The organism is Lysinibacillus sp. FSL P2-0066 (assembly GCF_037969495.1).
GTDB classification, from domain to species: domain Bacteria; phylum Bacillota; class Bacilli; order Bacillales_A; family Planococcaceae; genus Lysinibacillus; species Lysinibacillus boronitolerans.
Genome location: NZ_CP150202.1, coordinates 1,246,960 through 1,267,900, shown reverse-complemented (window position 1 = coordinate 1,267,900; position 20,941 = coordinate 1,246,960). Strand labels below are relative to the sequence as shown.

Here is a 20,941-nt window from a genome sequence, read left to right as displayed (position 1 = left end):
TATTCAATGTGATAGGAATTTATAGATTTATATTTATGTTGAAGGCAACGCATTATACCTAACCATTATTTTGCCCCGCTAAATGTCTCTTGGAATTTTGTCATAAATAAATCTGTTTCTTGTTCTGTTTCAGCAAGGTCCTCTTCAGGTAGAGGAGGCATTTCTTCTATACTATTTAAGCCAAAATAATGTAAAAATTCTTTTGTTGTTCCATATAAGATGGCACGTCCAGTCCCTTCTGACCGACCTACCTCTTTAATTAATCCTCGTGAAACTAACGTCTGGATTGGGCGTTCACACTTGACACCGCGCAAATCTTCTATCGCTACACGTGTAATGGGCTGTTTGTATGCCACTATTGCCAACACTTCGAGGGAGGCTTGAGATAAGGATTGTGCCGTTGGATTTTCTACTAATCTTTGAATCGTATCGGCAAACTCAGATTTTGTAATGAGCTGATAGACGCCTGCAATTTCTTTCACCGTAATTCCTCTTGCTAAATCTTCTTCATAGGCTTCTCTCAATGTATTCATTGTTTGAAGGATCAGCTCTTCCTGTTCTCCTAAAAGTTGTGAGAGTTGTTTAATCGTTAAGCCATCATCTCCCACAACAAACAATAAGGCTTCAATTTTACTCTGTAACATCAATGTTTTCGTCATCTTCCCATTCCTCCTTCTGTAAGGTAACCATTAATTCTTCAAAGTTACCATCTTGCTCTACGATGACGACCTGACGCTTCATCAGTTCAAGAAGGGATACAAACGTTAGAATAAGTGTTGGCTTATCTTCATAGGGAAAAAGCTCGAAAAACGATGCACGTCCACCTGTTAATCGTAAAGAATCCACAACAGAACGCATTTGATCTTTTACTGATCGTTCCTGCCTTGCTACAGTTGTTTTTAATGGTTTCTTTAATTTTTTGCGACGCATCAATTTTTGAAATGCTCCAAGCATATCATAGATATTCACATTCAAATCAAATAAAGCCATCTGTTCTTCTGAGGCTAATCCTGTTAAATCAGCAGGTGGCCTCGTAAATACCTGAGCTCGGTCTGTTTCAAGCTCTTGCAAATTACTTGCTGCTTCCTTGTACTTTTTATATTCGATTAAGCGTTGCACCAATTCTTCACGAGGGTCAGGGCCGTCCACTTCTAATTCTGCGTCCTCCATCTCTCCTTCGTGAATTGGCAATAACATGCGGCTTTTAATTGCCAGCAACGTTGCTGCCATTACTAAATATTCACTTGCTTCATTTAACTCCAGTACTTGCATTGCATGTATATGGTCGATATATTGTTGTGTAATTTCAGCCATTGGGATATCATAGATATCAATTTCCAATCTGTGAATTAAATGCAATAATAAATCAAGAGGCCCTGAAAAGGCTTCTAATTTTACTTCATAAGACATTATTTTACCACCCTGAGATTCTATGTTCTTTTAGTATAGTGGAAAGGAGTCCAAAATGCATCCACAGCATCATACTTTATTTATAGATTACTGTGCTTATTTTAATGGCAATCAAGATTTTTTTGAATGCCATGAAGTGCTAGAGGAATATTGGAAGGAAATTGCTCCTGGTGATAAAACGCATCCGCTTGTCGGCTATGTACAGCTGGCAACAGGCTTCTATCATTGGCGACGTTGTAATAATACTGGTGCTAAACGAATTTTAGAAAAAGCACTTCATAATTTTCAAGTAAATGAAGGGCATGTTTTTTTCCAAGAAATTGATTATCCTGAACTCCTAACACAAATAGCAAAAGCTATCACTTTGATTAAAACGGGCAAGTCCTTTCAAACTTTCCAGCTCCCTCTCTCACCTCACTTGCTGGATTTAGCGCTAGCACGTATAAAGCTTTTGCCATCAAATAGCTCAAATTATCTTCTTCATAAACATATGCTTCGAGATCGCTCACATATTCTTGCAGAGCGACAAGAAAGCAAACAAAGAAAAAGCAGACGTTGTTAATCGTCTGCTTTTTCATCGATACAATGAATACATTTTTGAACAAAACTGCGTGTTTCATCTGTAGCACGCACACTTTCATATTGGCCAATTTCTGCCACTTCTTGAAGCATCTCAGTTGCTACTCCCTCTCCCCTATAGGAAGGGATCACCGACACGTGCTGGATTGTGGCTATATTATGCTCATCAACAACAAGCCCTACAATGCCAACATATTCATCATTCTTTTTCCATAAGTATAAAACCCAATTATCGTCATTTTCATAGGAGTGGATGGTTTCTGTAAGCTTTTTTACGTCTTTTTCGTTAGGCATAAATGAAAGTAGCCCCATTGCTATTTTCTCTAAAGCTTTTTTATATCGAATTAACATATTTGTCTATTCCCTCTTTTTCTAGCTGTACATAATCTTTGACTATCCTACACGATTTGTACTTTTACCGCAAGCCAATTTCTGTCTTACGAACCAGGTCCGAGAATACCTTTCGACGCCAACACCCAATAGACTACGCCCCATAATAAAATAAATGTTGTAATGGACGCTAGTAATACCCACTTATTTTTCCTCAAATTTACTCACCCTTTTTTAAAGTTAGCGGGAGATCGTTTTGCACAATATCTTCATAACTTTCGCGGCGAATAGCTAGTTGATGCTGTCCATCCTCTACAAATACAACTGCAGGTCTTGGCACACGATTATAGTTACTAGCCATCGAATACCCATACGCACCTGTACAGAAGATGGCTAACACATCACCTGAAGCAGCATCTTGTAGTTTAGCATCAATAATTAATTTATCGCCAGATTCACATAATTTACCAGCAACTGTATAGAGTTCATCTTTCGGCTCGTTCGCCTTACTTGCGATGATTGCCTCATATTTAGCGTCGTATAATGCGGGACGGATATTATCACTCATACCGCCATCAACAGCAATATATTTTCGCACATCTGGCACTGTTTTTTGTGAACCGATTGTATAAAGAGATGTTCCTGCATCACCTACAAGTGATCGACCTGGTTCAATCCAAATTTCCGGCATCTTCAGTCCAAGAACAGTTGCTTTATTTTTGACAACTGTAATCATATCCTCTACATATACTTGTGGTTCAAGCGGTGCATCTTCTTCAGTATAACGAATACCAAAGCCCCCACCTAAGTTTAACACAGTACATGTAAATCCGTGAGTCTTGTTCCAATCAGAAATTTTGTCAATCAATTTTTCTCCAGCCAAGCCAAAACCAGCAGTATCAAAAATTTGTGAGCCAATATGGCAATGTAAGCCAAGTAGCTCTAGGAATTCATGGTTAAATGTCTGTTGGAATGCTTCATCTGCTTGACCATTGTTTAAGTCAAAGCCGAATTTTGAATCTGCTTGACCTGTCGTGATGAAATCATGCGTATGTGCTTCAACACCTGGTGTAACACGTAATAATATACGCATTTTTTGCTGACGGCGCTCCGAAATATCTTTCAAAAGCTGTATTTCATAGAAATTATCTACAACAATACATCCAATCTTGGAGTCAAAAGCTAGCTCTATTTCTGCATTGCTTTTATTGTTACCATGAAAATGAATGCGCTCTGCAGGGAAACCTGCCTTTAATGCAGTAAATAATTCTCCACCAGATACAACATCCAATGATAAATTTTCTTCTGCTGCTAATTGATACACCGCTACACATGCAAATGCTTTTGAAGCATAAGCTACTTCTGCTTTTACGCCTAGTTTTTTAAACGTATCGATAAAGCTACGCGCACGCTTACGAATAAGTGCAGTATCATACACGAAAAGTGGTGTACCATACTCTTTTGCTAGCTCTAGTGTGTCTACCTGTCCAATTGTTAAATGACCATTTTCAGAAATCGCTTGTGTTCCATATAAATGCATGTGCATCTCTCCCTTTTCACATCGTTCCATCTTGTTATTTTTACGGCTTGATAGGGGATTGTTCTTTACTGTTTAGAGCCATCCCATCTAGAAATTATTTCCATCAAATATAAAAAAACAAATGTATAGTACTTGCTTTTTCTTGAATGAAAATAATTTTTGCAAAAATCACAAAATACTATATGTGAACTTTATCACATGAAAAAAACGAGTGCAACGGCTCCTATGATCTTTTTCGCTGTTTGGAAGCGACTACATAAGGTCTTAGTGCGTCCGAAGTCATTGGGAAACGAATGATGACACGAAGCATCGCTGTTGGAAAGAATGGAACAAGCGGCCATAAATAAGGTGCCTGCATTGGTCGCAATGAACATAAATACGTAAACAATAAAAATAAACCAATAAATAACCCATTCACACCCCAGAGACCCGTCATTAGAAGTAACAGTAACCTAAAAATTTTAATGGAGATACTGAGCTCATAGGATGGAATAATGAAAATAAGAATGGCTGCAACTGCTGTATAGAGGACCACCTCTGATGAGAATAATCCAACATCAATTGCAATTTGACCAATGATTACCCCCGCAACCAATCCCATCGCTGTGGATAATGGTGACGGAGTATGAATGGCGGCCATCCTCAAAAATTCAATGCCAATATCTGCAATCAAAATTTGTAGTAATAAAGGTACATGCGATTTCTCCTCCGTACCTAAAAAGGAGAGGGCATCTGGAAGTAGGGATTCATTCGTTGCAAATACATACCACAACGGCAATAAAAGTAAACCCATAACTGAGCCAAAATATCGCATAAAACGTACAAACGTCCCTACGGTCGGTGCCTGACGATATTCCTCTGCATGCTGTAATAAATGAAACACCGTAACAGGCACTAAAATAACGGATGGAGAAGTGTCGACTAATATAGCTATATGCCCTTCAAGTAGATGAGCTGCAGCAATATCGGGCCTCTCCGTATAACGTACAAATGGCACTGGGTGGAACTTTTGTTTAAAAAGCCATTCTTCTAATGATTTATCAGCCATCGTCAAGCCATCATGATTGATTTGTCCAAGACGCTGTCGTAAACTTTCGAGCATATCTTCATTGGCAACATCCTTCATAAACGCGATCGCCACGTCGGTTTGACCGATTTTGGATATTTTATGTAGCTCGAAACGTAAATTACTATTGCGAATTCGTCTACGTATTAAAGCCGTATTTTGAGAAATTCCTTCTGTAAAGCCATCCCTTGAGCCACGAATAACTTTTTCATTATCTGGCTCTTCAGGAGAACGTCCTGGATAGTTTCTAAGCTCTGCAACATAGCAATAGCCACTTTTAGTAATAAAGGTGACTTGTCCACTCAAAATGGATAGTAAATAGGCCTTACGCTCTGTTTCCTCTGAACGTCCATGGAAATTAAAATAGGACTCAAAATATTCCTTCTCATCCTCTACATCAATCTCAATGTCCTCATCTGGAAGCATGCTAGACAGTAATTGTGTTAAAGCTTCTCCATCTACAAGCCCACTAATATATGCACAAAGGACCGGCAAATCCTTGACAAATAAGTGTTTAATACCAACGTCAAACGATTCGCCGTCACCAAATTGTTCTATAAGAAAATCTTCGGCTTCTTCTAAGCTGTTAAATAATTTATTTGTCATGCTGTCACCATTTTCTTAGATGTCTTTTTTTATTACTTCCTGCTCCACTGTTGCGCTTGTTGCCATCCAACTTTTCAGCTGGGCAAGGATTTTTTTCTCTAATCGGGATACTTGTACCTGCGATATACCTAACCTATTTGCAATTTCAGTTTGCGTGCAATCTGAAAAATAGCGAAGATATATGATAGACTGTTCTCTTGGCTCAAGTCTCGTTAGTACTTCTTTCAACGGGATATAGTCAAAGGGTTGCTCCGATTTTTCATCCTTCATTTGATCCATTAGTGTAATGGAATCCCCCTCACTCTCATACAATTGCTCATGAAGAGAGGCTGGGTCTCTCAATGCATCGGATGCGGTAACAATTTCCTCTGTTGTCACACCAAGCACCTGAGCAAGCTCTTGAATGGTTGGTGGATGTTCGTTCTTTTTAATAAATTCATCTGTAGCATGGCGGATTTTAAAATTGAGCTCACGAATAGAGCGGCTCACCTTCACCATGCCATCATCCCTTAAAAAGCGTTGAATTTCTCCAATGATCATCGGTACGGCATAGGTTGAAAATTTCACATCATAGGTTAAATCGAATTTATCCACAGATTTCATGAGCCCAATGCAGCCAATCTGGAATAAATCCTCAAGCTCAACACCTCTCGTTGTAAAACGTTGAACAATGGACCACACAAGTCTCGTATTGCCTTCTACCATTCGTTTACGAGCCTCATGATCGCCCTGCTGTGCACGTGCAATTAAATCACGCATTTCCTCCTGAGACAATAGCTTATCGGACGACTGTTCTAACGGCTTCACGGGCTTAACCTCACATTACCGCTGTGCGAACTGTGTAGAATTTCTTCGTGAATGTTACAGTTGTTCCTTCTTGCCATTTTGATATAACTGTTAGCTGATCTGAAAAGCTATCCATAATCGTGAAGCCCATACCTGAACGCTCCATCATACCTTTTGTTGTAAATAATGGCTCCATTGCTCGACTAACATCTTCAATTCCTATCCCTTTATCCATGACAGATACTGTCACAATATCATCCTCACGTTTAGCATGAACTGTCACAATACCCTTACCATCTTCTTCATAGCCATGAATAATAGCATTGGAAACCGCTTCTGAGACAACTGTTTTAAATTCTGATAGCTCATCAATAGTTGGGTCTAATTGTGCAATAAAGCCCGTAACAGCTACACGGGCTAAAGCTTCATTTTCACTAAGTGCCAAAAAAGTTAATGTCATTTCGTTATCCATTTACAATCCCCCTAACGCGATCAATCGCTTGTTCCTCTGTTGCATCCATCATCCACGGTCCTAACCCTGAAAATTGAAATACTTTTCGCATTGTTGGCGATGGATTCAATAATATAGTTCGCCCAGCAACTGCCTCTAGCTCACGCATACGACCAAGCACTAAACCAACTCCTGAACTATCCATAAAAGATAGTCCTTCCAAGTTCCAAATGATGGTCGTCACAGTGCCTTGAAAAATTGCTGCAGAAATTTTCGCTCGAATTTGTTCCACTGCATGATGATCGAGCTCCCCAAACAAACGTATAACGACTGTCTCTCTTGTGACCATTTCTAATTGATAATGCATGAACATCGCCTCCTCCTCGTGCAATTCCACATTCATTAGGGTGAATCCTTGCGGCTGACAGAACTAGTGCAAAGTCTTCCGAAATAGTGTCTAATCGACATACTTATAGCTTTTTAGGTTAAGTGCAGTATGGGATAAATCAACAATTTCTAAACGCCATATTTCTCTAAATTTTGGTGATTGATGGAACACAAAAAAGCGAGAGCCCTCTTGAAGTGAGGGCTCTCGCTAATAATCTTTAGGCAATTGTATAAGCTTGCTGAATTTTATTAATTGTCTCTTCGTCAATCGGCTGATTTGAATACAAATAAGCAATCGTATCGCCATTAGTGACATGATCACCTTTTTTGGCGATTAGCTGAATACCTGCATCATAATCTAGCTTTGATTCTTTCGTTAAACGTCCAGCGCCTAGACTAACACTTGCTTCACCAACTAATAAAGCATTTATAGTTTCCACAGTGCCTTCTGAAACCGCTGTCACTGCTACTTTATGAGCTGTGTCATTTTGAACAATATCAGAGACTACTCCGCCTTGCGCCACAATAAACTCCTCGAATTTTGCAGCGGCAGAGCCATCTGCTAGCACTCCCTTAACAGCAGCTGTCGCTTCCGCTTCATTCACACCAGCCGCAATTTGGTACATCAAGGAAGCGATGACAACACATTCATCAACCAAATCTTCATGCGTTTCTTCCAAGCGTCCACTTAATAGGGCATAAGCCTCTACTACCTCAAGCTTATTACCAATCATTTTCCCTAATGGATTATCCATATCACTAATATGTGCGATGACTTTACGGCCAAGTTTTTCACCAATGGCCGTCATTGTATCTGCTAAACGCTGTGCTTCTTCCTGCGTCTTCATAAACGCACCAGAGCCACATTTTACATCCAGTACAATACCATCGGCACCACTAGCAATTTTTTTACTCATAATCGATGCGGCGATTAGTGGAATAGAATCGACAGTACCTGTCACATCACGCAATGCATATAATTTTTTGTCGGCGGGTACAAGATTACCTGTTTGTCCAGCAACTGCAATTTTATGCTGATTGACATTATCAATGAATTCCTGGGATGAAAGCTCTGTTTTAAAGCCCTGAATGGATTCAAGTTTATCAATTGTTCCCCCAGTAATCCCTAAGCCTTTACCACTAAATTTCGCAACAGGAATTCCGAGAGCAGCAATAATTGGCGTAACAACAAGTGTAACCTTGTCACCAACCCCTCCAGTTGAGTGTTTATCAATTTTAAAGCCTTCAATAGATGTTAAATCAATGACATCGCCTGATTCGATCATTGCCTTTGTTAAATAAAATGTCTCATCATCAGACATGCCTAGTAAACGTATCGCCATTAATAAAGAACTTGCTTGATAATCTGGGATAGAGCCTGTCGTATAGCCTTCAACAAAATACTGAATTTCAGCTTGAGAAAGCTCTAATCCTTGTTTTTTCTTTTCAAACAATTGAACCATATTCATACAAAAAACCCCCTTATTTCAAATCATGTAAGAAACTTTTACCGAATGGCGGTGCTTCTACATGAAAGTTTTCTGCAACTGTTGCTGCAATATCAGCAAAAGTTTCACGTAGCGGAAGTTCCGCCCCACCTTTGAAACGTGGTGAATAGACAATTAGTGGTACATATTCACGTGTATGATCTGTCCCTGGGAAGGTTGGATCATTGCCATGATCTGCTGTAATAATTAATAAATCGTCCTCTGACATTGCCTCTAGAATTTCTGGTAGACGTGCATCAAATTCCTGTAATGCCTGTCCATAGCCTAGTGGATCACGACGATGGCCGAAATTGGCGTCAAAGTCCACTAAATTTAAGAAGCTCAGACCGTGGAAGTCACGACGTACAACTTCTGCAAATTGATCCATTCCATCTCTATTATTTTTTGTACGTACAGAATCTGTCACACCTTCACCGTTGAAAATATCCGAGATTTTTCCAATAGCTATAACATCTAATCCCGCATCCTTCAAAACATTCATCGTTGTTCGACCAAATGGCTTTAACGCATAATCATGACGATTGGATGTACGAGTAAAGTTTCCAGGTGTCCCCACAAATGGTCGAGCGATGACGCGACCTACTAAATATTCAGGCTGTAATGTTAATTCACGAGCAATTTCGCAAATTTTATATAGCTCTTCTAGTGGGATGATTTCCTCATGAGCAGCAATTTGTAAAACAGGATCGGCTGATGTATAGACAATAATCGCACCTGTTTCCATATGCTCCTTCCCGAAGTCTTCAATTACTTGGGTACCACTTGCTGGTTGATTGCATAGCACTTTACGACCTGTACGTTTCTCTAGCTCATCAATTAGCTCCGCTGGAAACCCATCTGGATACACTTTAAATGGTTTATCAATATTTAGTCCCATGATTTCCCAATGGCCTGTCATCGTATCTTTACCAACTGATGCTTCTTGCATTTTACCGTAGTATGCTTTAGGGTCAGTAGTTGCATGCATTCCATGCAATGGTTCAATATTCGCTAAACCAAATGACTCCATTACTGGCATTGTAAGCCCATTCATTTTTTCAGCAATATGTCCTAGTGTATGTGCGCCAACATCCCCAAAATTTGCAGCGTCTGGCGCTTCACCAATACCTACGGAATCCATGACAACAACATGGATTTTGTTAAATGGTTTATTCATAATGGTTGCCTCCTAATCTCATGACTCTATTTTACCAAAAAAATGCGAAAAATAAAGGTCAGACATCCGACTGAAATATAATTTTTTCCTATTAACTTTAAGCACGTGGATGGAATTGCTTATAAACCTCAGATAATCTTGTTTTGCTAATATGTGTATAAATCTGCGTAGTAGATATATCTGCATGACCAAGCATCTCCTGTACCGCTCGTAAATCAGCTCCATTTTCAACCAAATGAGTGGCAAAGGAATGACGCAATGTATGTGGTGTTAATTCATGTTGGATGCCTGCCTTTAAGGCATGCTCCTTCATTAATTTCCAACAACCCTGCCTTGTTAAACGTTTCCCTCTTTGATTAATAAAAAACGCATCTGTTTTGGGGTACTTTCCCTGTAATTGACCCCGAGCACCATTTAAATAGGCATTTATTGCCGAAAGTGCGCTTTTGCCGAGTGGTATGATTCGCTCCTTGCCACCCTTCCCAAATACACGTACAAAGCCCATAGTTAAATGAATATCAGCTAAATCCAGTGCAATAAGTTCACTGATGCGCATACCAGATCCATATAATAACTCTAGCATAGCAAGATCACGTATACCTTGTGGCTTACTTCGATTCGGAGCTGTTAGTAAAGCTTCAATCTCTTCGATCGATAAGATATTAGGCAACTTTTGCTCAATTGTCGGCATTTCCAAATGGACTGTCGGATCGGTTTCTGCCCGCTTTTCTCGTAATAAAAATTGGTGGAAACTCCGAATAGATGAAATATGACGGGCAACGGTACGACTTGTCTTCCCCTGTGCCCGCAATTGCTCTAAATGGCGTAATATAGTTGTCCGTTCCACCACACTAAAATCAGACATACCTTCTACTTCCTTTAAAAAATGCACATAGCTTTCTAAATCTCGGCGATAGGATGCTAATGTATTAACAGATAACTGCCTTTCCACTTGAATAAAATGGATATAGTCCTCTACTGCATATTGAAATTCATTCATCACAACGCCCCCTTACTGTCAATTATTCTCTATTTTAGCATGGCCTTAAGAAATGTGCTAAAAGCCCCTCCATTCGACATAAACCACCAACTATGATGGCGTTCTATACTCCAATAAAAAAACAAAAAACTGTCCGATTCAATCTATACCAAAGATTAAAACAGACAGTTTTTTGTTAATTTTCTTCATTCGATTCGTCGTTTTTATCATGACAGCGCCAGCATATGCCGTGGAAAGTTAGTCGGTGATCTTTTATGATAAAGTTCCAACGTTTTTCAACAACGGCTTCCACATCTTCAAGCAAATCTTCTTGAATTTCATCAACAGCACCACATTCGATACAAACAAGATGATGGTGGAAATGGGCAGCTCCCTCTTGGCGTAAATCATAGCGCGATACGCCATCGCCAAAGTTGATTTTGTCGACAATTTTGAGCTCAGTTAATAATTCTAACGTTCTATAAACAGTCGCTAGACCAATCTCAGGTGCTTTTTCTTTTACTAAAAGATAAACATCTTCAGCACTTAAGTGATCCTCTTCGTGCTCAAGCAAAACAGCAACTGTTGCTTCTCGCTGCGGCGTCAGCTTGTAACTAGCACTATGCAACTGTTTTTTTATACGATCAATTCGGCTCTCCATGTGACGCCCCCCTAAACTCTTTCCATTATACCAAAGGAGTAAATCCTATTACAAGATAGTGAATAGATTTCTAACATGCTTCTACTTTTTTATCTGATCACAATTTTGGTCCATTCAATCCATCATTTTAACACATAAGAAATAACAATAAACTCAGCAACTATTATGATGAAAAATGAGATAAAATTCAACAAAATTGTCCGACCAGATACTTGTTTCCCGATTTTTCGCTTTGACCAAGCAGGTACAAGTAAATTGCATAGGACTAGCAACAATATACAATAGATAAGCTGAAATGGAAACCACCAAATCGTATAAAGCCAAAAAGCTTCAAGTTTTTGTAATAAAAAAACCGAACTAAAGCCAAAAAAAGTGGCACGCATGGCTACAGTCACACGCACTAACACCTTTAAGACGCTATGAGTTGCTAGTAATAATATAAGACCTATGGAAATAGCAACAGGCAGTACTAAACGAAAAATGGATTGCCTGTCCCCATCTGCTAAACGAGGCTCTATAAATAATATAAAGGGTTCCGCTTTCGGTCCACCAATAATATGAAAGAAAATAACGCCACAAACAAAACTTACTGCAATGATGGAAGCGTGATAAAAAATAGACACCGTACGAGACATAAACATGCTCCTTTTCTATCAAGGTTTGTACAGCTTATGCTCGTCCGTCTCTATTATGCTAAAAGATTATTTTCTAAATTTGCAGCTAGCCATAGTACTGCAAATGCTGTTTTAGCATCATATATACGTTGGTCAGCCACCATTACTTGTGCTTCTTCCAACGAAACTTCTAATAGTTCGACAAATTCATCCTCATCTAAATCTGCTTTATTATCTATTGTATATAATCCCTTCGCCACAAACAAATGAATAACTTCATCCGCAAAGCCTGGTGATGTTGCAAATGTTTGTAAAAAAGTAAGTTGATGCGCGCCATAGCCTGTCTCTTCTTCTAATTCTCGGCGTGCTGTCACTACTGGCTCCTCACCTGGCTCAAGCTTTCCAGCCGGTATTTCAATAATAGAACGCTCCAGCGCTTTGCGATATTGTTCTACTAACACTAGTTTACCCTCGTCCGTAACAGCAATCACTGCTACGGCACCTGGATGCTTAATTATTTCACGTTTTGCAACCTGTCCATTTGGTAAAGTGACATCATCAATTTGTAATTTTATTATTCTTCCGTCATAGACCGGTGTCGTTTTCGTTGTTTTTTCCTCGAACTTTTTCATTGACGATAACCTCGCTTGTTCTTCAGATATGTTCATTGTACCATTACAAGTAGAGAAATCGAAGGAGGTCATTCGTATGAAAAAAAGACAGCTTGGTACAAGTGAATTGTTTATTTCAGAGATTAGTTTAGGAGGCATGTCTCTTTCGACAGATAAAACACAAGCAGCTACCATTGTCGATATGGCATTAGATGCTGGCATTAACTATATAGATACAGCTGATTTATATGATTATGGTGCAAATGAAGAGATTATTGGCGCAACGTTAGGTAAGCGTCGTCATGATATCATCCTAGCAACAAAGGTAGGTAATCGGTGGGCAAAAGGGGTAGATGGCTGGCATTGGGATGCATCACCATCCTATATAAAAGAAGCTGTCCATGCTAGCTTACGACGTTTAGGAACGGACTATATTGATGTATACCAATTACACGGTGGCACACTCGAAGATAATTGGGATGGGATAATTGACACATTTGAAGGGCTTAAAAAAGAAGGGCTCATTCGTGAATACGGTATATCCTCAATTCGCCCTAATGTATTGCAGCAATTTTTACCTGCAAGCTCAGCTAAAAGCGTCATGATGCAATACAGTGCTCTCGATCGCCGCCCTGAAGAATGGTTTGATTTTATTGCGAATCAAGGTGCATCTGTTGTAACACGCGGCACAGTGGCAAAGGGCTTATTAACGAATAGCTGGCAACAACGTCTACAACATGTTAATGGTTTTAACACCTATACTGCTGAGGAGTTAACAACAACGTTAACAGACTTAGCCTCACACTATGATGATTTGCATGCTTTGGCTATCGCTTTTAATCTGAAAGAGCCGACAATCGCTTCTACGGTCATTGGCGCAAGCTCACAACGACAACTAGCACAAACGCTTGCTTCCTACGAGAAAATTAATTCAATAACAGATTTCAAGGTAGCTAATGAGCTAACAAAAAATGAGAACTATCAAGAACATCGATGAAAAAATGGCTAATTTTTATCATTTGTCTAGTTGTACTAGTAATTTCCTCTAGTATGACCTATGAACAACAGAGTATTCTACCAGAATTAGAAGATTTGCTTGCCAATAAACCTTTGGAAAAACAACTTTCTATTTTAAAAATTCCCTATTGGGGAACCATCGTTTCAGTGGAAGAACGAGGTTATTTTCCATTTGTAGAGTTTTTGCTACGTAAATTGACACACTTCATAGGATTTGGATGCATCGCACTTGGCCTTTACTTCGCCTGGGGAAAAAGACGTTTTGCAGCAAGTATTGCTATCGGTGGAACGGCAACAATCGCGGTGCTTGATGAATTTCGTCAAAGCTTTACGCCAGGTCGTACTATGAGTGCTCAAGATGTGCTTGTCGATACAGCTGGAGCCATTGTTTTTGTTAGTCTCGTTGTTGCAGTAAGAAAAATACTCAAAAATAAAAGACAAAAGGCACAATTATAGCCTTTTGTCTTTTATTTTAAAGTTGAAACCGCCAAAAATAGAGGGACTTCGTTACTTTATACAAGTTAGCTCCTGCTTTTTCTAAAACTCGATGGGAAGCCATATTATCTGTTTCGGTATCTGCAATAACGTATTTTACATTTGGCTGATGAAGTAACCAGTTTTTAAGAGCTATGATTGATTCTGTCATATAGCCCTGCCCCATATAAGGAGGCAAAGTATAATACCCGATCACAACTTCCTCTTGCTCACTTTGTATTCCTTTTAGCATTATGCCACCAATAGCACAATTTTTTTCTTTTAATACAAGTAACCAATTTGTATGCCATAAATAGTTTTGCTCATCTTCCAATACTTTGGAAAGTCTAAAATACAATGCTTGTTTAAGCTCGTTATCTAAACTCCCTTCACCTTTTCTTAAGAGCAACTCCTCCGCCATTTGTTCCTCATGCTCTATTAGTAAATTTAGATACTTAGCGTTTAAAGGAATTAATCTTATTCTTTCTGTCTGTAATTCTACCATGTTGTTCTCCTAACATAATTTAATCGATACTAAACTACAATTAGGTATATGTTATTGGCAGCGTCTCCCGTTCGTTTAAATTCAAAGACCTCTCCCTCTATATCGACCACAGCCATATAAATTTTATGCTGTAAAATACAAAACAGTGAACCCACTTATGTGAATTCACTGTTCTCTCTTAATATTTAGTACCTTTATCGCCGTATTCGTTTAAAAGTTCTTCAAACGATTTGTTTTTTTCTCGTTGTTTACGTTCAAAAGCTAGTTTTGCCTGACGCTCTTCTTCTGCCGCCTGCTCTTTAGCAGTTAAATCTTGCTTCGCTGCTTTTAATTTTGCTAGCACATCGCCACCTAGCTGATCTGCTAATGTGACGGCCTCTTGCTTAGGTAGACTAGCTGTTACGCTATTGTCAGTATGCTGTTGCTGTTTTCGTTTCTTTCCCATTTCTATTCACCTTCTTATTGACATCAAGGGCGCTTCACAACTGTTGCTACGCCTTGTCCACCACCGATACATAGTGTGGCTAAGCCCGTTTTCACATCACGCTTTTCCATCTCATGTAATAGCGTTACCAAAATCCGAGCACCACTTGCACCGATTGGGTGACCAAGAGCAATAGCACCCCCGTTAACATTTAGTTTATCATGATTAAAGCTTAATTCACGATCTACAGCAATTGATTGTGCTGCAAATGCTTCATTTGCTTCAATTAAATCGATATCGTTTAAAGTAATATCAGCCTTTGTCAGCGCTTTTTGTACTGCTTTTACAGGACCTGTCCCCATAATTGCAGGATCTACACCAGCACTAGCATTCGCTGTAATGATCGCCATTGGTTGAATGCCTAGCTCTTGTGCTTTTTCCTTTGACATCACCACTACCGCTGCCGCACCATCATTTATACCAGACGCGTTCGCTGCTGTGACAGAGCCATCCTTTTTAAATGCTGGTCGTAGCTTACCTAAGGATTCCGCTGTCACACCTGCTCGTGGAAATTCATCTTTATTGAAAAGAAGTGGCTCTCCCTTACGCTGTGGAATCTCGACAGCAACGATTTCATTTTCAAACTTGCCAGCTGCAATCGCTGCCTCTGCGCGTTGCTGAGAACGAGCTGCAAAAGCATCCTGCTCTTCTCGAGAAATTTGATACATATCACATAAATTTTCAGCTGTAATGCCCATATGATAATCGTTAAAAGCACACCATAGGCCATCATGAATCATTGTATCTACTACCTTTTGGTCGCCCATTCGGAAGCCTTCACGAGCATTTTTTAATACGTATGGAGCCTGGCTCATATTTTCAAATCCACCTGCAACAACAATCTCTGCATCTCCCGCTAAAATCGCCTGTGTTGCTAAATGAACAGCCTTTAAACCTGATCCACATACTTTATTAATTGTTAAAGCTGATACCTCTTGAGGTAACCCCGCTTTAATTGCCGCTTGACGCGCTGGATTTTGTCCAAGTCCAGCCGATAAAACATTCCCCATAATGACCTCATCGACCTGTTCTCCTGCTACGCCAGCACGCACTAATGCCTCTTTAATGACAATGCTACCTAACGTTGTCGCTGGTACCTCTTTTAATGTCCCCTGAAATGAGCCGATTGCAGTACGCACCGCACTCACGATTACTACCTCGTTTGTCATAATCATTCTCCCCTTTTCCCCGTTCAAGAATCAACACTGCATGCATATGCTACTAGCAGATATGTATATTTTAACAAATATTATGACGATTTTCGATAATAGAAATAATCGCAGTTTTGCCAAAGATATTGTAAAATGTTGACGTGTTTTAAACAATCTTAGTTGGGAACATTACAAATAAGAAACAGCATGTGGAGGTGTTTTATGATGAAAAAGAAGATGCTTTTATTCTCTGGTATTACAACAACGCTAGCCGCCGCTGCAACAGGTCTGTTCGGCTTCGCGCTTTCCAATAAATTAATGTATATCCAGCAAAAAGACCCTGAATTTATACGGGAACGAGAAACGACCGCAAAGCGCTTTGATGAGGCTTGGTACAATAAAAACTTGAAATGTGAACTGAATATTGATTCTCCAAATGGCTATACAATTCGAGGCATTATGTTTCAGCCATTGCAAACAAATAACACGATCATCATTTGCCACGGTGTTACCGAAAATAAAATAAATTCCGTGAAATATGCTCGCCTTTTTGAAAGACTTGGCTATAATTCTGTTATATTTGACCACCGTCGCCATGGTGAATCTGGAGGCAAGACAACAAGCTATGGCTACTATGAGAAAAACGACCTTGATGCCGTGGTGAAAACAGTAAAAGCCATGATTGGAGAGGATGCTATACTTGGCATTCACGGTGAATCGATGGGTGCAGCAACCATGCTCCTCTATGCAGGAACAGTCGAGGATGGCGCTGATTTTTATATCTCAGATTGTGCGTTCTCTGACTTTTCTATGTTGCTCAAACAAATTGCAAAAACTGAATTTAAATATGGCTCCATTATTCCTATTCGTTTTGCTGACTTTTTTGTTCGTCTCAGAGATGGTTACTCATTTAAAAGTGTAACACCTGCCGAAGCCGTCACACATATTGAAAAACCTGTGCTCTTTATCCATAGTATTCCTGATACGTTTATTCCAGCTTCCATGTCACTCGATCTCTACAATAAAAAAACCGGTCCAAAAAAATTAAAACTTTTTGATACGGGGGCACATGCACAATCCTTTAATGAAAATATGGATGAATATGAGGATTTAATTCATGATTTTCTAGACAATTTTATTTATCAAAAAATCAATCGGGATTCTTCTTCTTCGAATGTCATTCCATTCCATTTTTAGGGCAATGAAAAACCTTGCGTCATTTGACTCGTGATATTATCCCCTTTAAGTAGACAATGTTAAAAAACCTACAGTACGCTGTAGATAAACATTTTACTTAAAGGGGATTTTCTCTATGTCGCGAAAAAATAATACGTATTCAAATGAATTGAAGTTAGAAATTGTACAAGCCTATTTAACGAGCAATGAAAGTATGCAAAAGATTGCGGATCGATATGAAATTCGCAATGTTTCACAAGTGAAGGCCTGGGTGAAAAAATTTAAAGAAGTTGGATCAATTGAAGCCTTTAATCGCCTTCCATCTACGGGTTCTGGAGCGAAAGGTGTGAAGAATCCGTTAAAAGGAAAACGTACCCACTTTAAAACTGTAGAAGAAGAACGTGATTACTATAAGGCACAGGTAGAATACTTAAAAAAGCAGTATCCAAATCTGTAAATGGAGGAATGCCCACTTATCCAGACCGTTATCATATTATCGAAGAAATGAAAGATCGGTATCCGATTACATGGCTCACTGAAATGGCGAAAGTTGAACGTTCAGGTTATTATAGATGGCTTAAAAATGGCAAGGTATCGTTACGTAAACGTGATGATATCCTTTTAAAGGAGCATATTTTAGCGATTCATCAAACGCATAAAATGTATGGTTATCCTCGTATGAAAATCGCTTTACGAGACAAAGGATTTCATGTGAATCATAAGAAGGTCTATCGATTAATGAGTGAGTTGGGTATTCAATCGATTATCCGTAAAAAGCATCGTATATGGGGAAATCGACTATCACGTGTATTTGATAATGTGCTGGCGCGTAATTTTAAGGAGCGTGTAGAAAATGAGGTGCTCGTGACAGATATTACATATTTACCGACGAAAAATGGTTTTCTCTACCTATCAGCTGTACAAGATTTATATAACAACGAAATTGTCGCCTGGAAAATTAGTGAGCGTAACGATTTAGAATTAGTCATGGACACACTACAGGAATTGACGGCAAAAAGAAAGGTGTACCGAAGCATCATCCATTCGGATCAGGGCTTCCAATACACATCGATTAAGTATCATCAGACCGTAAGTCAACTTGGCATGATTGGCAGTCATTCTCGCAAAGGAAACTGCCATGATAACGCTTGTATCGAGTCGTTCTTCTCGCACTTTAAAAGCGAGTGTTTGTATCTTTTACACGATAATACGGAAGAAGCAGTGAGGCAAGCCGTTGAGCAATACATCTACTTTTATAACTTCCAACGCTTCCAAAAACGACTCAACCACCTGGCACCGATAGAATATCGACACCAGATGGCTGCTTAGTCTTTTTTAAAGCTGTCTACTTGACAGGGGTAAGTCCATCGCAAGGTTTTTATTTTATTTAATCTTCAAAAATAATATGCCATTCCTCACGTTTCGCTAAAAACTCTTTCGCTAATGCTTGGGCCCCTTCTAAACTATGGCTAGCAGCCCAGCCACATTGCACTTCATTGCAGGCAGGCACTGCGGTTGCATTTGTCACATCTGTAAATGTGTTCTCTAAAATAGCTAATAAATCCTCATAATCATTATGATTGATCAAGGACACATAGAAGCCTGTTTGACAACCCATTGGACTGAAATCAACAATATGATCAGAGTAATTACGGATAATGTCAGCAGATAAATGCTCTAAAGAATGTAATGCAGGCATTTCCATATGCTCCTTATTTGGCTGTTTAAAGCGAATATCGTATTTATATACTTCATCGCCATTTTTGCCCGTTTTCACACCGGCTAAACGAACATAAGGTGCCTTCACTTTTGTATGATCTAGATCAAAACTTTCTACATTTGTTTTTTCTTTTTGCAATATACACAACTCCCTTCCGTATAGTAACTCCATTATACATAGTTTCCCGATAGAGTTGTATGATTTTTAAGAATTATTTAAATACTATTAAAAATAAAAAAACAACTAGTTAAGCTTGAACTAGTTGCTCGGAACATTCCAAATTACTTCTGGAATTTATTCATTTGCGCCATCATTTGACGTACTTGCTTTTCAGACGGCGTACGACCCATTTGCGCCATCATCATACGAATCATTTGCTCATTAATAGGTGGGTTTTCTTTCAAATATTTCATCATAGCTTGACGAGCGAAATAGAAACCAAGTGCTGCGCCCGCTGCTAATGCGATAATTACGATAATAATCCAGCCCCATGTAGGCATACAACCAACCTCCTCCACTACAATATACCGAGAAAAAACTCTCCACGCTCCATTATACACCAAATAATAGCGTGTTACTATATATTGTAGTGAATTTTCCTAGTGCATTGTATACTTCATCGGCTTTAACCACCCACACTCATTATCCTGTTTATTAAAAGCTATAAAACGTTCACTCATTTTAGCAAGCATTTGAAATAAATCTAAATCTAGCATTCGCGAACCTTCGCAATAAACACAAATTTTACGATCTACTAAATAAATAGCCATTTTACCTTTGATCGGATGTTCTAAAAACAAAGCATTACGAGCTCTTTCTAGGTGTGCATATTTGGAATCAAGTTGATGCTCTAACATGGCTGCAATCTCCTCAAAACGAACGGATTCACATATATATGCAAGCTCTTTTAAGGATTTCTCATTGGCATCTTCACAACCTTGCATCATCTCTAACAACTTACGCTCTCTGCCAAAAATAAACGTTAAATGCTCTTCTTTTATCTTATATATAGAATAGGTTCTCACCAGAAATCCTCCTTCGCTCAGTTTCTTTTTCATAAGTATAGCTCATTCAATCTTGTTTATTTGTCAAACGAGGGAGGGATCTCTCTTCTATTTTTGTCGAAAAAATTCTAGTTTCGGGTCTATAAATGACTTTATGACAAATGGTATTTCCAACCAAAAATAATTAACATTTTTCCAAAAACAAGAAAATGTCTTATTAAACACGGCCAAAAACCTTCTATTTTGGCTGCTTAGATGGATCTCAGCCTCAAGACCTAGTTCAAAATCAATTTCGAGTCCGTTTTAGACAATCTTGTAAATAGGTAACATAAAGGTACAAACGAAAGGAGCTAAAACAAATGAAAAAATTTCTTTTATTAACTGGAGGCGTCATTTCTGCATGTGTTGCACTAGCGTTAATTGGACCACTGGCAGGGTTATTATTCTCTGGACTATTTGTAGCACTGGGCATGCACTTCTACATTGCTAGTAAGTCAACATTCGGTAAAATCTTCTGGTTTACAGTTGGTCTAATCGGTGTCCTATCAGCAGTGTCTAACATTCCAGCAATGGTTGGTCTTGCTGCGATCGCCATTATCTATGTTATCTATAAAAAATGGAATGGCGAAGATGTAAAAATCCCAACAATTGAAGGGAAAAAAGAAGAAGATCCATTTACAAACTTTGAAAAAGAATGGTCAAATTTAACAAAATAAAAGGAGCGAT

Annotated in this window: 27 protein-coding genes; 7 read left to right on the top strand and 20 right to left on the bottom strand. The window is 39.0% G+C overall.

Annotated features, from left to right (window positions below; all coding sequences use genetic code 11):
• Window positions 1-65 precede the first annotated feature (65 nt).
• Window positions 66-659, bottom strand: a complete 594-nt coding sequence (gene scpB / locus MKZ14_RS06055) for an SMC-Scp complex subunit ScpB (RefSeq protein WP_016992995.1) — start codon at window positions 657-659, stop codon at window positions 66-68.
• A complete protein-coding gene (locus MKZ14_RS06050) occupies window positions 631-1,410 on the bottom strand; it encodes a segregation/condensation protein A (RefSeq protein ID WP_016992993.1) in 780 nt (259 codons plus the stop codon). The genes scpB and MKZ14_RS06050 overlap by 29 nt, the downstream gene beginning before the upstream one ends.
• 55 nt (window positions 1,411-1,465) lie before the next feature.
• Between MKZ14_RS06050 and MKZ14_RS06045 the strand changes: the two genes are divergently transcribed.
• Window positions 1,466-1,972: a DUF309 domain-containing protein gene (locus tag MKZ14_RS06045; protein ID WP_339280659.1), complete on the top strand. Its 507-nt coding sequence runs from the start codon at window positions 1,466-1,468 to the stop codon at window positions 1,970-1,972.
• Here the strand turns inward: MKZ14_RS06045 and MKZ14_RS06040 are convergent.
• The 12 genes from MKZ14_RS06040 to MKZ14_RS05985 all read right to left on the bottom strand — a co-directional run bounded on the left by MKZ14_RS06040 (window position 1,969) and on the right by MKZ14_RS05985 (window position 12,705).
• A complete protein-coding gene (locus MKZ14_RS06040) occupies window positions 1,969-2,340 on the bottom strand; it encodes a GNAT family N-acetyltransferase (RefSeq protein WP_016992990.1) in 372 nt (123 codons plus the stop codon). The genes MKZ14_RS06045 and MKZ14_RS06040 overlap by 4 nt on opposite strands.
• 199 nt (window positions 2,341-2,539) lie before the next feature.
• The gene (gene lysA, locus MKZ14_RS06035; protein ID WP_036080153.1) at window positions 2,540-3,859 is read right to left on the bottom strand and encodes a diaminopimelate decarboxylase; all 1,320 of its coding nucleotides are present in this window, start codon (window positions 3,857-3,859) and stop codon (window positions 2,540-2,542) included.
• Between the two features lie 223 nt (window positions 3,860-4,082).
• On the bottom strand, window positions 4,083-5,531 hold the full coding sequence (locus MKZ14_RS06030) for a spore germination protein (RefSeq protein WP_036080156.1): 1,449 nt from the start codon (window positions 5,529-5,531) through the stop codon (window positions 4,083-4,085).
• Between the two features lie 15 nt (window positions 5,532-5,546).
• Window positions 5,547-6,338, bottom strand: coding sequence for an RNA polymerase sporulation sigma factor SigF (gene sigF, locus MKZ14_RS06025; RefSeq protein ID WP_009370709.1), 792 nt, complete (start codon window positions 6,336-6,338; stop codon window positions 5,547-5,549).
• A gap of 10 nt (window positions 6,339-6,348) precedes the next feature.
• Entirely contained in the window at window positions 6,349-6,789 is a 441-nt protein-coding gene (gene spoIIAB / locus MKZ14_RS06020; RefSeq protein WP_016992986.1) for an anti-sigma F factor, read from the bottom strand.
• Entirely contained in the window at window positions 6,782-7,135 is a 354-nt protein-coding gene (spoIIAA, locus tag MKZ14_RS06015) for an anti-sigma F factor antagonist (RefSeq protein ID WP_004232181.1), read from the bottom strand. Before spoIIAA ends, spoIIAB begins: the two co-directional genes overlap by 8 nt.
• A 238-nt stretch (window positions 7,136-7,373) precedes the next feature.
• Window positions 7,374-8,624 carry a thymidine phosphorylase gene (locus MKZ14_RS06010; RefSeq protein WP_036080159.1) on the bottom strand — a complete coding sequence of 417 codons (1,251 nt, stop codon included), beginning with the start codon at window positions 8,622-8,624 and terminating at the stop codon, window positions 7,374-7,376.
• A 13-nt stretch (window positions 8,625-8,637) separates the two neighbouring features.
• Entirely contained in the window at window positions 8,638-9,819 is a 1,182-nt protein-coding gene (gene deoB / locus MKZ14_RS06005; RefSeq protein ID WP_016992981.1) for a phosphopentomutase, read from the bottom strand.
• A gap of 97 nt (window positions 9,820-9,916) precedes the next feature.
• Entirely contained in the window at window positions 9,917-10,819 is a 903-nt protein-coding gene (gene xerD / locus MKZ14_RS06000; RefSeq protein ID WP_016992979.1) for a site-specific tyrosine recombinase XerD, read from the bottom strand.
• A gap of 175 nt (window positions 10,820-10,994) precedes the next feature.
• The gene (locus tag MKZ14_RS05995; RefSeq protein ID WP_008174639.1) at window positions 10,995-11,459 is read right to left on the bottom strand and encodes a Fur family transcriptional regulator; all 465 of its coding nucleotides are present in this window, start codon (window positions 11,457-11,459) and stop codon (window positions 10,995-10,997) included.
• A 122-nt stretch (window positions 11,460-11,581) separates the two neighbouring features.
• Window positions 11,582-12,094 (bottom strand): hypothetical protein, encoded by a 513-nt coding sequence (locus MKZ14_RS05990; RefSeq protein WP_036080164.1) that lies wholly within the window; start codon window positions 12,092-12,094, stop codon window positions 11,582-11,584.
• Window positions 12,095-12,147: 53 nt separating this feature from the next.
• The gene (locus MKZ14_RS05985; RefSeq protein ID WP_333005553.1) at window positions 12,148-12,705 is read right to left on the bottom strand and encodes an NUDIX hydrolase; all 558 of its coding nucleotides are present in this window, start codon (window positions 12,703-12,705) and stop codon (window positions 12,148-12,150) included.
• A gap of 76 nt (window positions 12,706-12,781) precedes the next feature.
• Here MKZ14_RS05985 and MKZ14_RS05980 point away from each other — a divergent pair, with 76 nt between their 5' ends.
• Complete coding sequence (locus MKZ14_RS05980; protein WP_333005556.1) at window positions 12,782-13,681, top strand: aldo/keto reductase; 900 nt, start codon at window positions 12,782-12,784, stop codon at window positions 13,679-13,681.
• The gene (locus MKZ14_RS05975; protein ID WP_333005558.1) at window positions 13,678-14,157 is read left to right on the top strand and encodes a VanZ family protein; all 480 of its coding nucleotides are present in this window, start codon (window positions 13,678-13,680) and stop codon (window positions 14,155-14,157) included. The genes MKZ14_RS05980 and MKZ14_RS05975 overlap by 4 nt, the downstream gene beginning before the upstream one ends.
• Before the next feature lie 16 nt (window positions 14,158-14,173).
• Here the strand turns inward: MKZ14_RS05975 and MKZ14_RS05970 are convergent, their stop codons facing one another.
• The 3 genes from MKZ14_RS05970 to MKZ14_RS05960 all read right to left on the bottom strand — a co-directional run bounded on the left by MKZ14_RS05970 (window position 14,174) and on the right by MKZ14_RS05960 (window position 16,333).
• Window positions 14,174-14,680: a GNAT family N-acetyltransferase gene (locus tag MKZ14_RS05970; protein WP_333005560.1), complete on the bottom strand. Its 507-nt coding sequence runs from the start codon at window positions 14,678-14,680 to the stop codon at window positions 14,174-14,176.
• 178 nt (window positions 14,681-14,858) lie between these two features.
• The gene (locus MKZ14_RS05965) at window positions 14,859-15,125 is read right to left on the bottom strand and encodes a YqkE family protein (RefSeq protein ID WP_036080173.1); all 267 of its coding nucleotides are present in this window, start codon (window positions 15,123-15,125) and stop codon (window positions 14,859-14,861) included.
• A 23-nt stretch (window positions 15,126-15,148) separates the two neighbouring features.
• Window positions 15,149-16,333: an acetyl-CoA C-acetyltransferase gene (locus MKZ14_RS05960; RefSeq protein WP_333005562.1), complete on the bottom strand. Its 1,185-nt coding sequence runs from the start codon at window positions 16,331-16,333 to the stop codon at window positions 15,149-15,151.
• A 207-nt stretch (window positions 16,334-16,540) separates the two neighbouring features.
• Here MKZ14_RS05960 and MKZ14_RS05955 point away from each other — a divergent pair, with 207 nt between their 5' ends.
• The 3 genes from MKZ14_RS05955 (at window position 16,541) to MKZ14_RS05945 (ending at window position 18,820) form a co-directional block, all read left to right on the top strand.
• On the top strand, window positions 16,541-17,512 hold the full coding sequence (locus MKZ14_RS05955) for an alpha/beta hydrolase (RefSeq protein WP_036080551.1): 972 nt from the start codon (window positions 16,541-16,543) through the stop codon (window positions 17,510-17,512).
• Window positions 17,513-17,627: 115 nt separating this feature from the next.
• Complete coding sequence (locus MKZ14_RS05950; RefSeq protein WP_016995084.1) at window positions 17,628-17,948, top strand: helix-turn-helix domain-containing protein; 321 nt, start codon at window positions 17,628-17,630, stop codon at window positions 17,946-17,948.
• Window positions 17,949-17,956: 8 nt separating this feature from the next.
• Window positions 17,957-18,820, top strand: a complete 864-nt coding sequence (locus tag MKZ14_RS05945) for an IS3 family transposase (RefSeq protein WP_053996766.1) — start codon at window positions 17,957-17,959, stop codon at window positions 18,818-18,820.
• Window positions 18,821-18,878: 58 nt separating this feature from the next.
• Here the strand turns inward: MKZ14_RS05945 and MKZ14_RS05940 are convergent, their stop codons facing one another.
• The 3 genes from MKZ14_RS05940 to sirA form a co-directional block, all read right to left on the bottom strand.
• On the bottom strand, window positions 18,879-19,382 hold the full coding sequence (locus tag MKZ14_RS05940; protein WP_339280658.1) for an S-ribosylhomocysteine lyase: 504 nt from the start codon (window positions 19,380-19,382) through the stop codon (window positions 18,879-18,881).
• Between the two features lie 110 nt (window positions 19,383-19,492).
• Window positions 19,493-19,711, bottom strand: a complete 219-nt coding sequence (locus tag MKZ14_RS05935) for a YneF family protein (protein WP_004232154.1) — start codon at window positions 19,709-19,711, stop codon at window positions 19,493-19,495.
• A gap of 99 nt (window positions 19,712-19,810) precedes the next feature.
• A complete protein-coding gene (sirA, locus tag MKZ14_RS05930; RefSeq protein WP_004232148.1) occupies window positions 19,811-20,236 on the bottom strand; it encodes a sporulation inhibitor of replication protein SirA in 426 nt (141 codons plus the stop codon).
• A gap of 338 nt (window positions 20,237-20,574) precedes the next feature.
• On the opposite strand from sirA, the gene MKZ14_RS05925 reads away from it, so the two are divergent.
• Window positions 20,575-20,931 (top strand): ABC transporter permease, encoded by a 357-nt coding sequence (locus tag MKZ14_RS05925; protein WP_339280657.1) that lies wholly within the window; start codon window positions 20,575-20,577, stop codon window positions 20,929-20,931.
• Window positions 20,932-20,941: the final 10 nt, after the last annotated feature.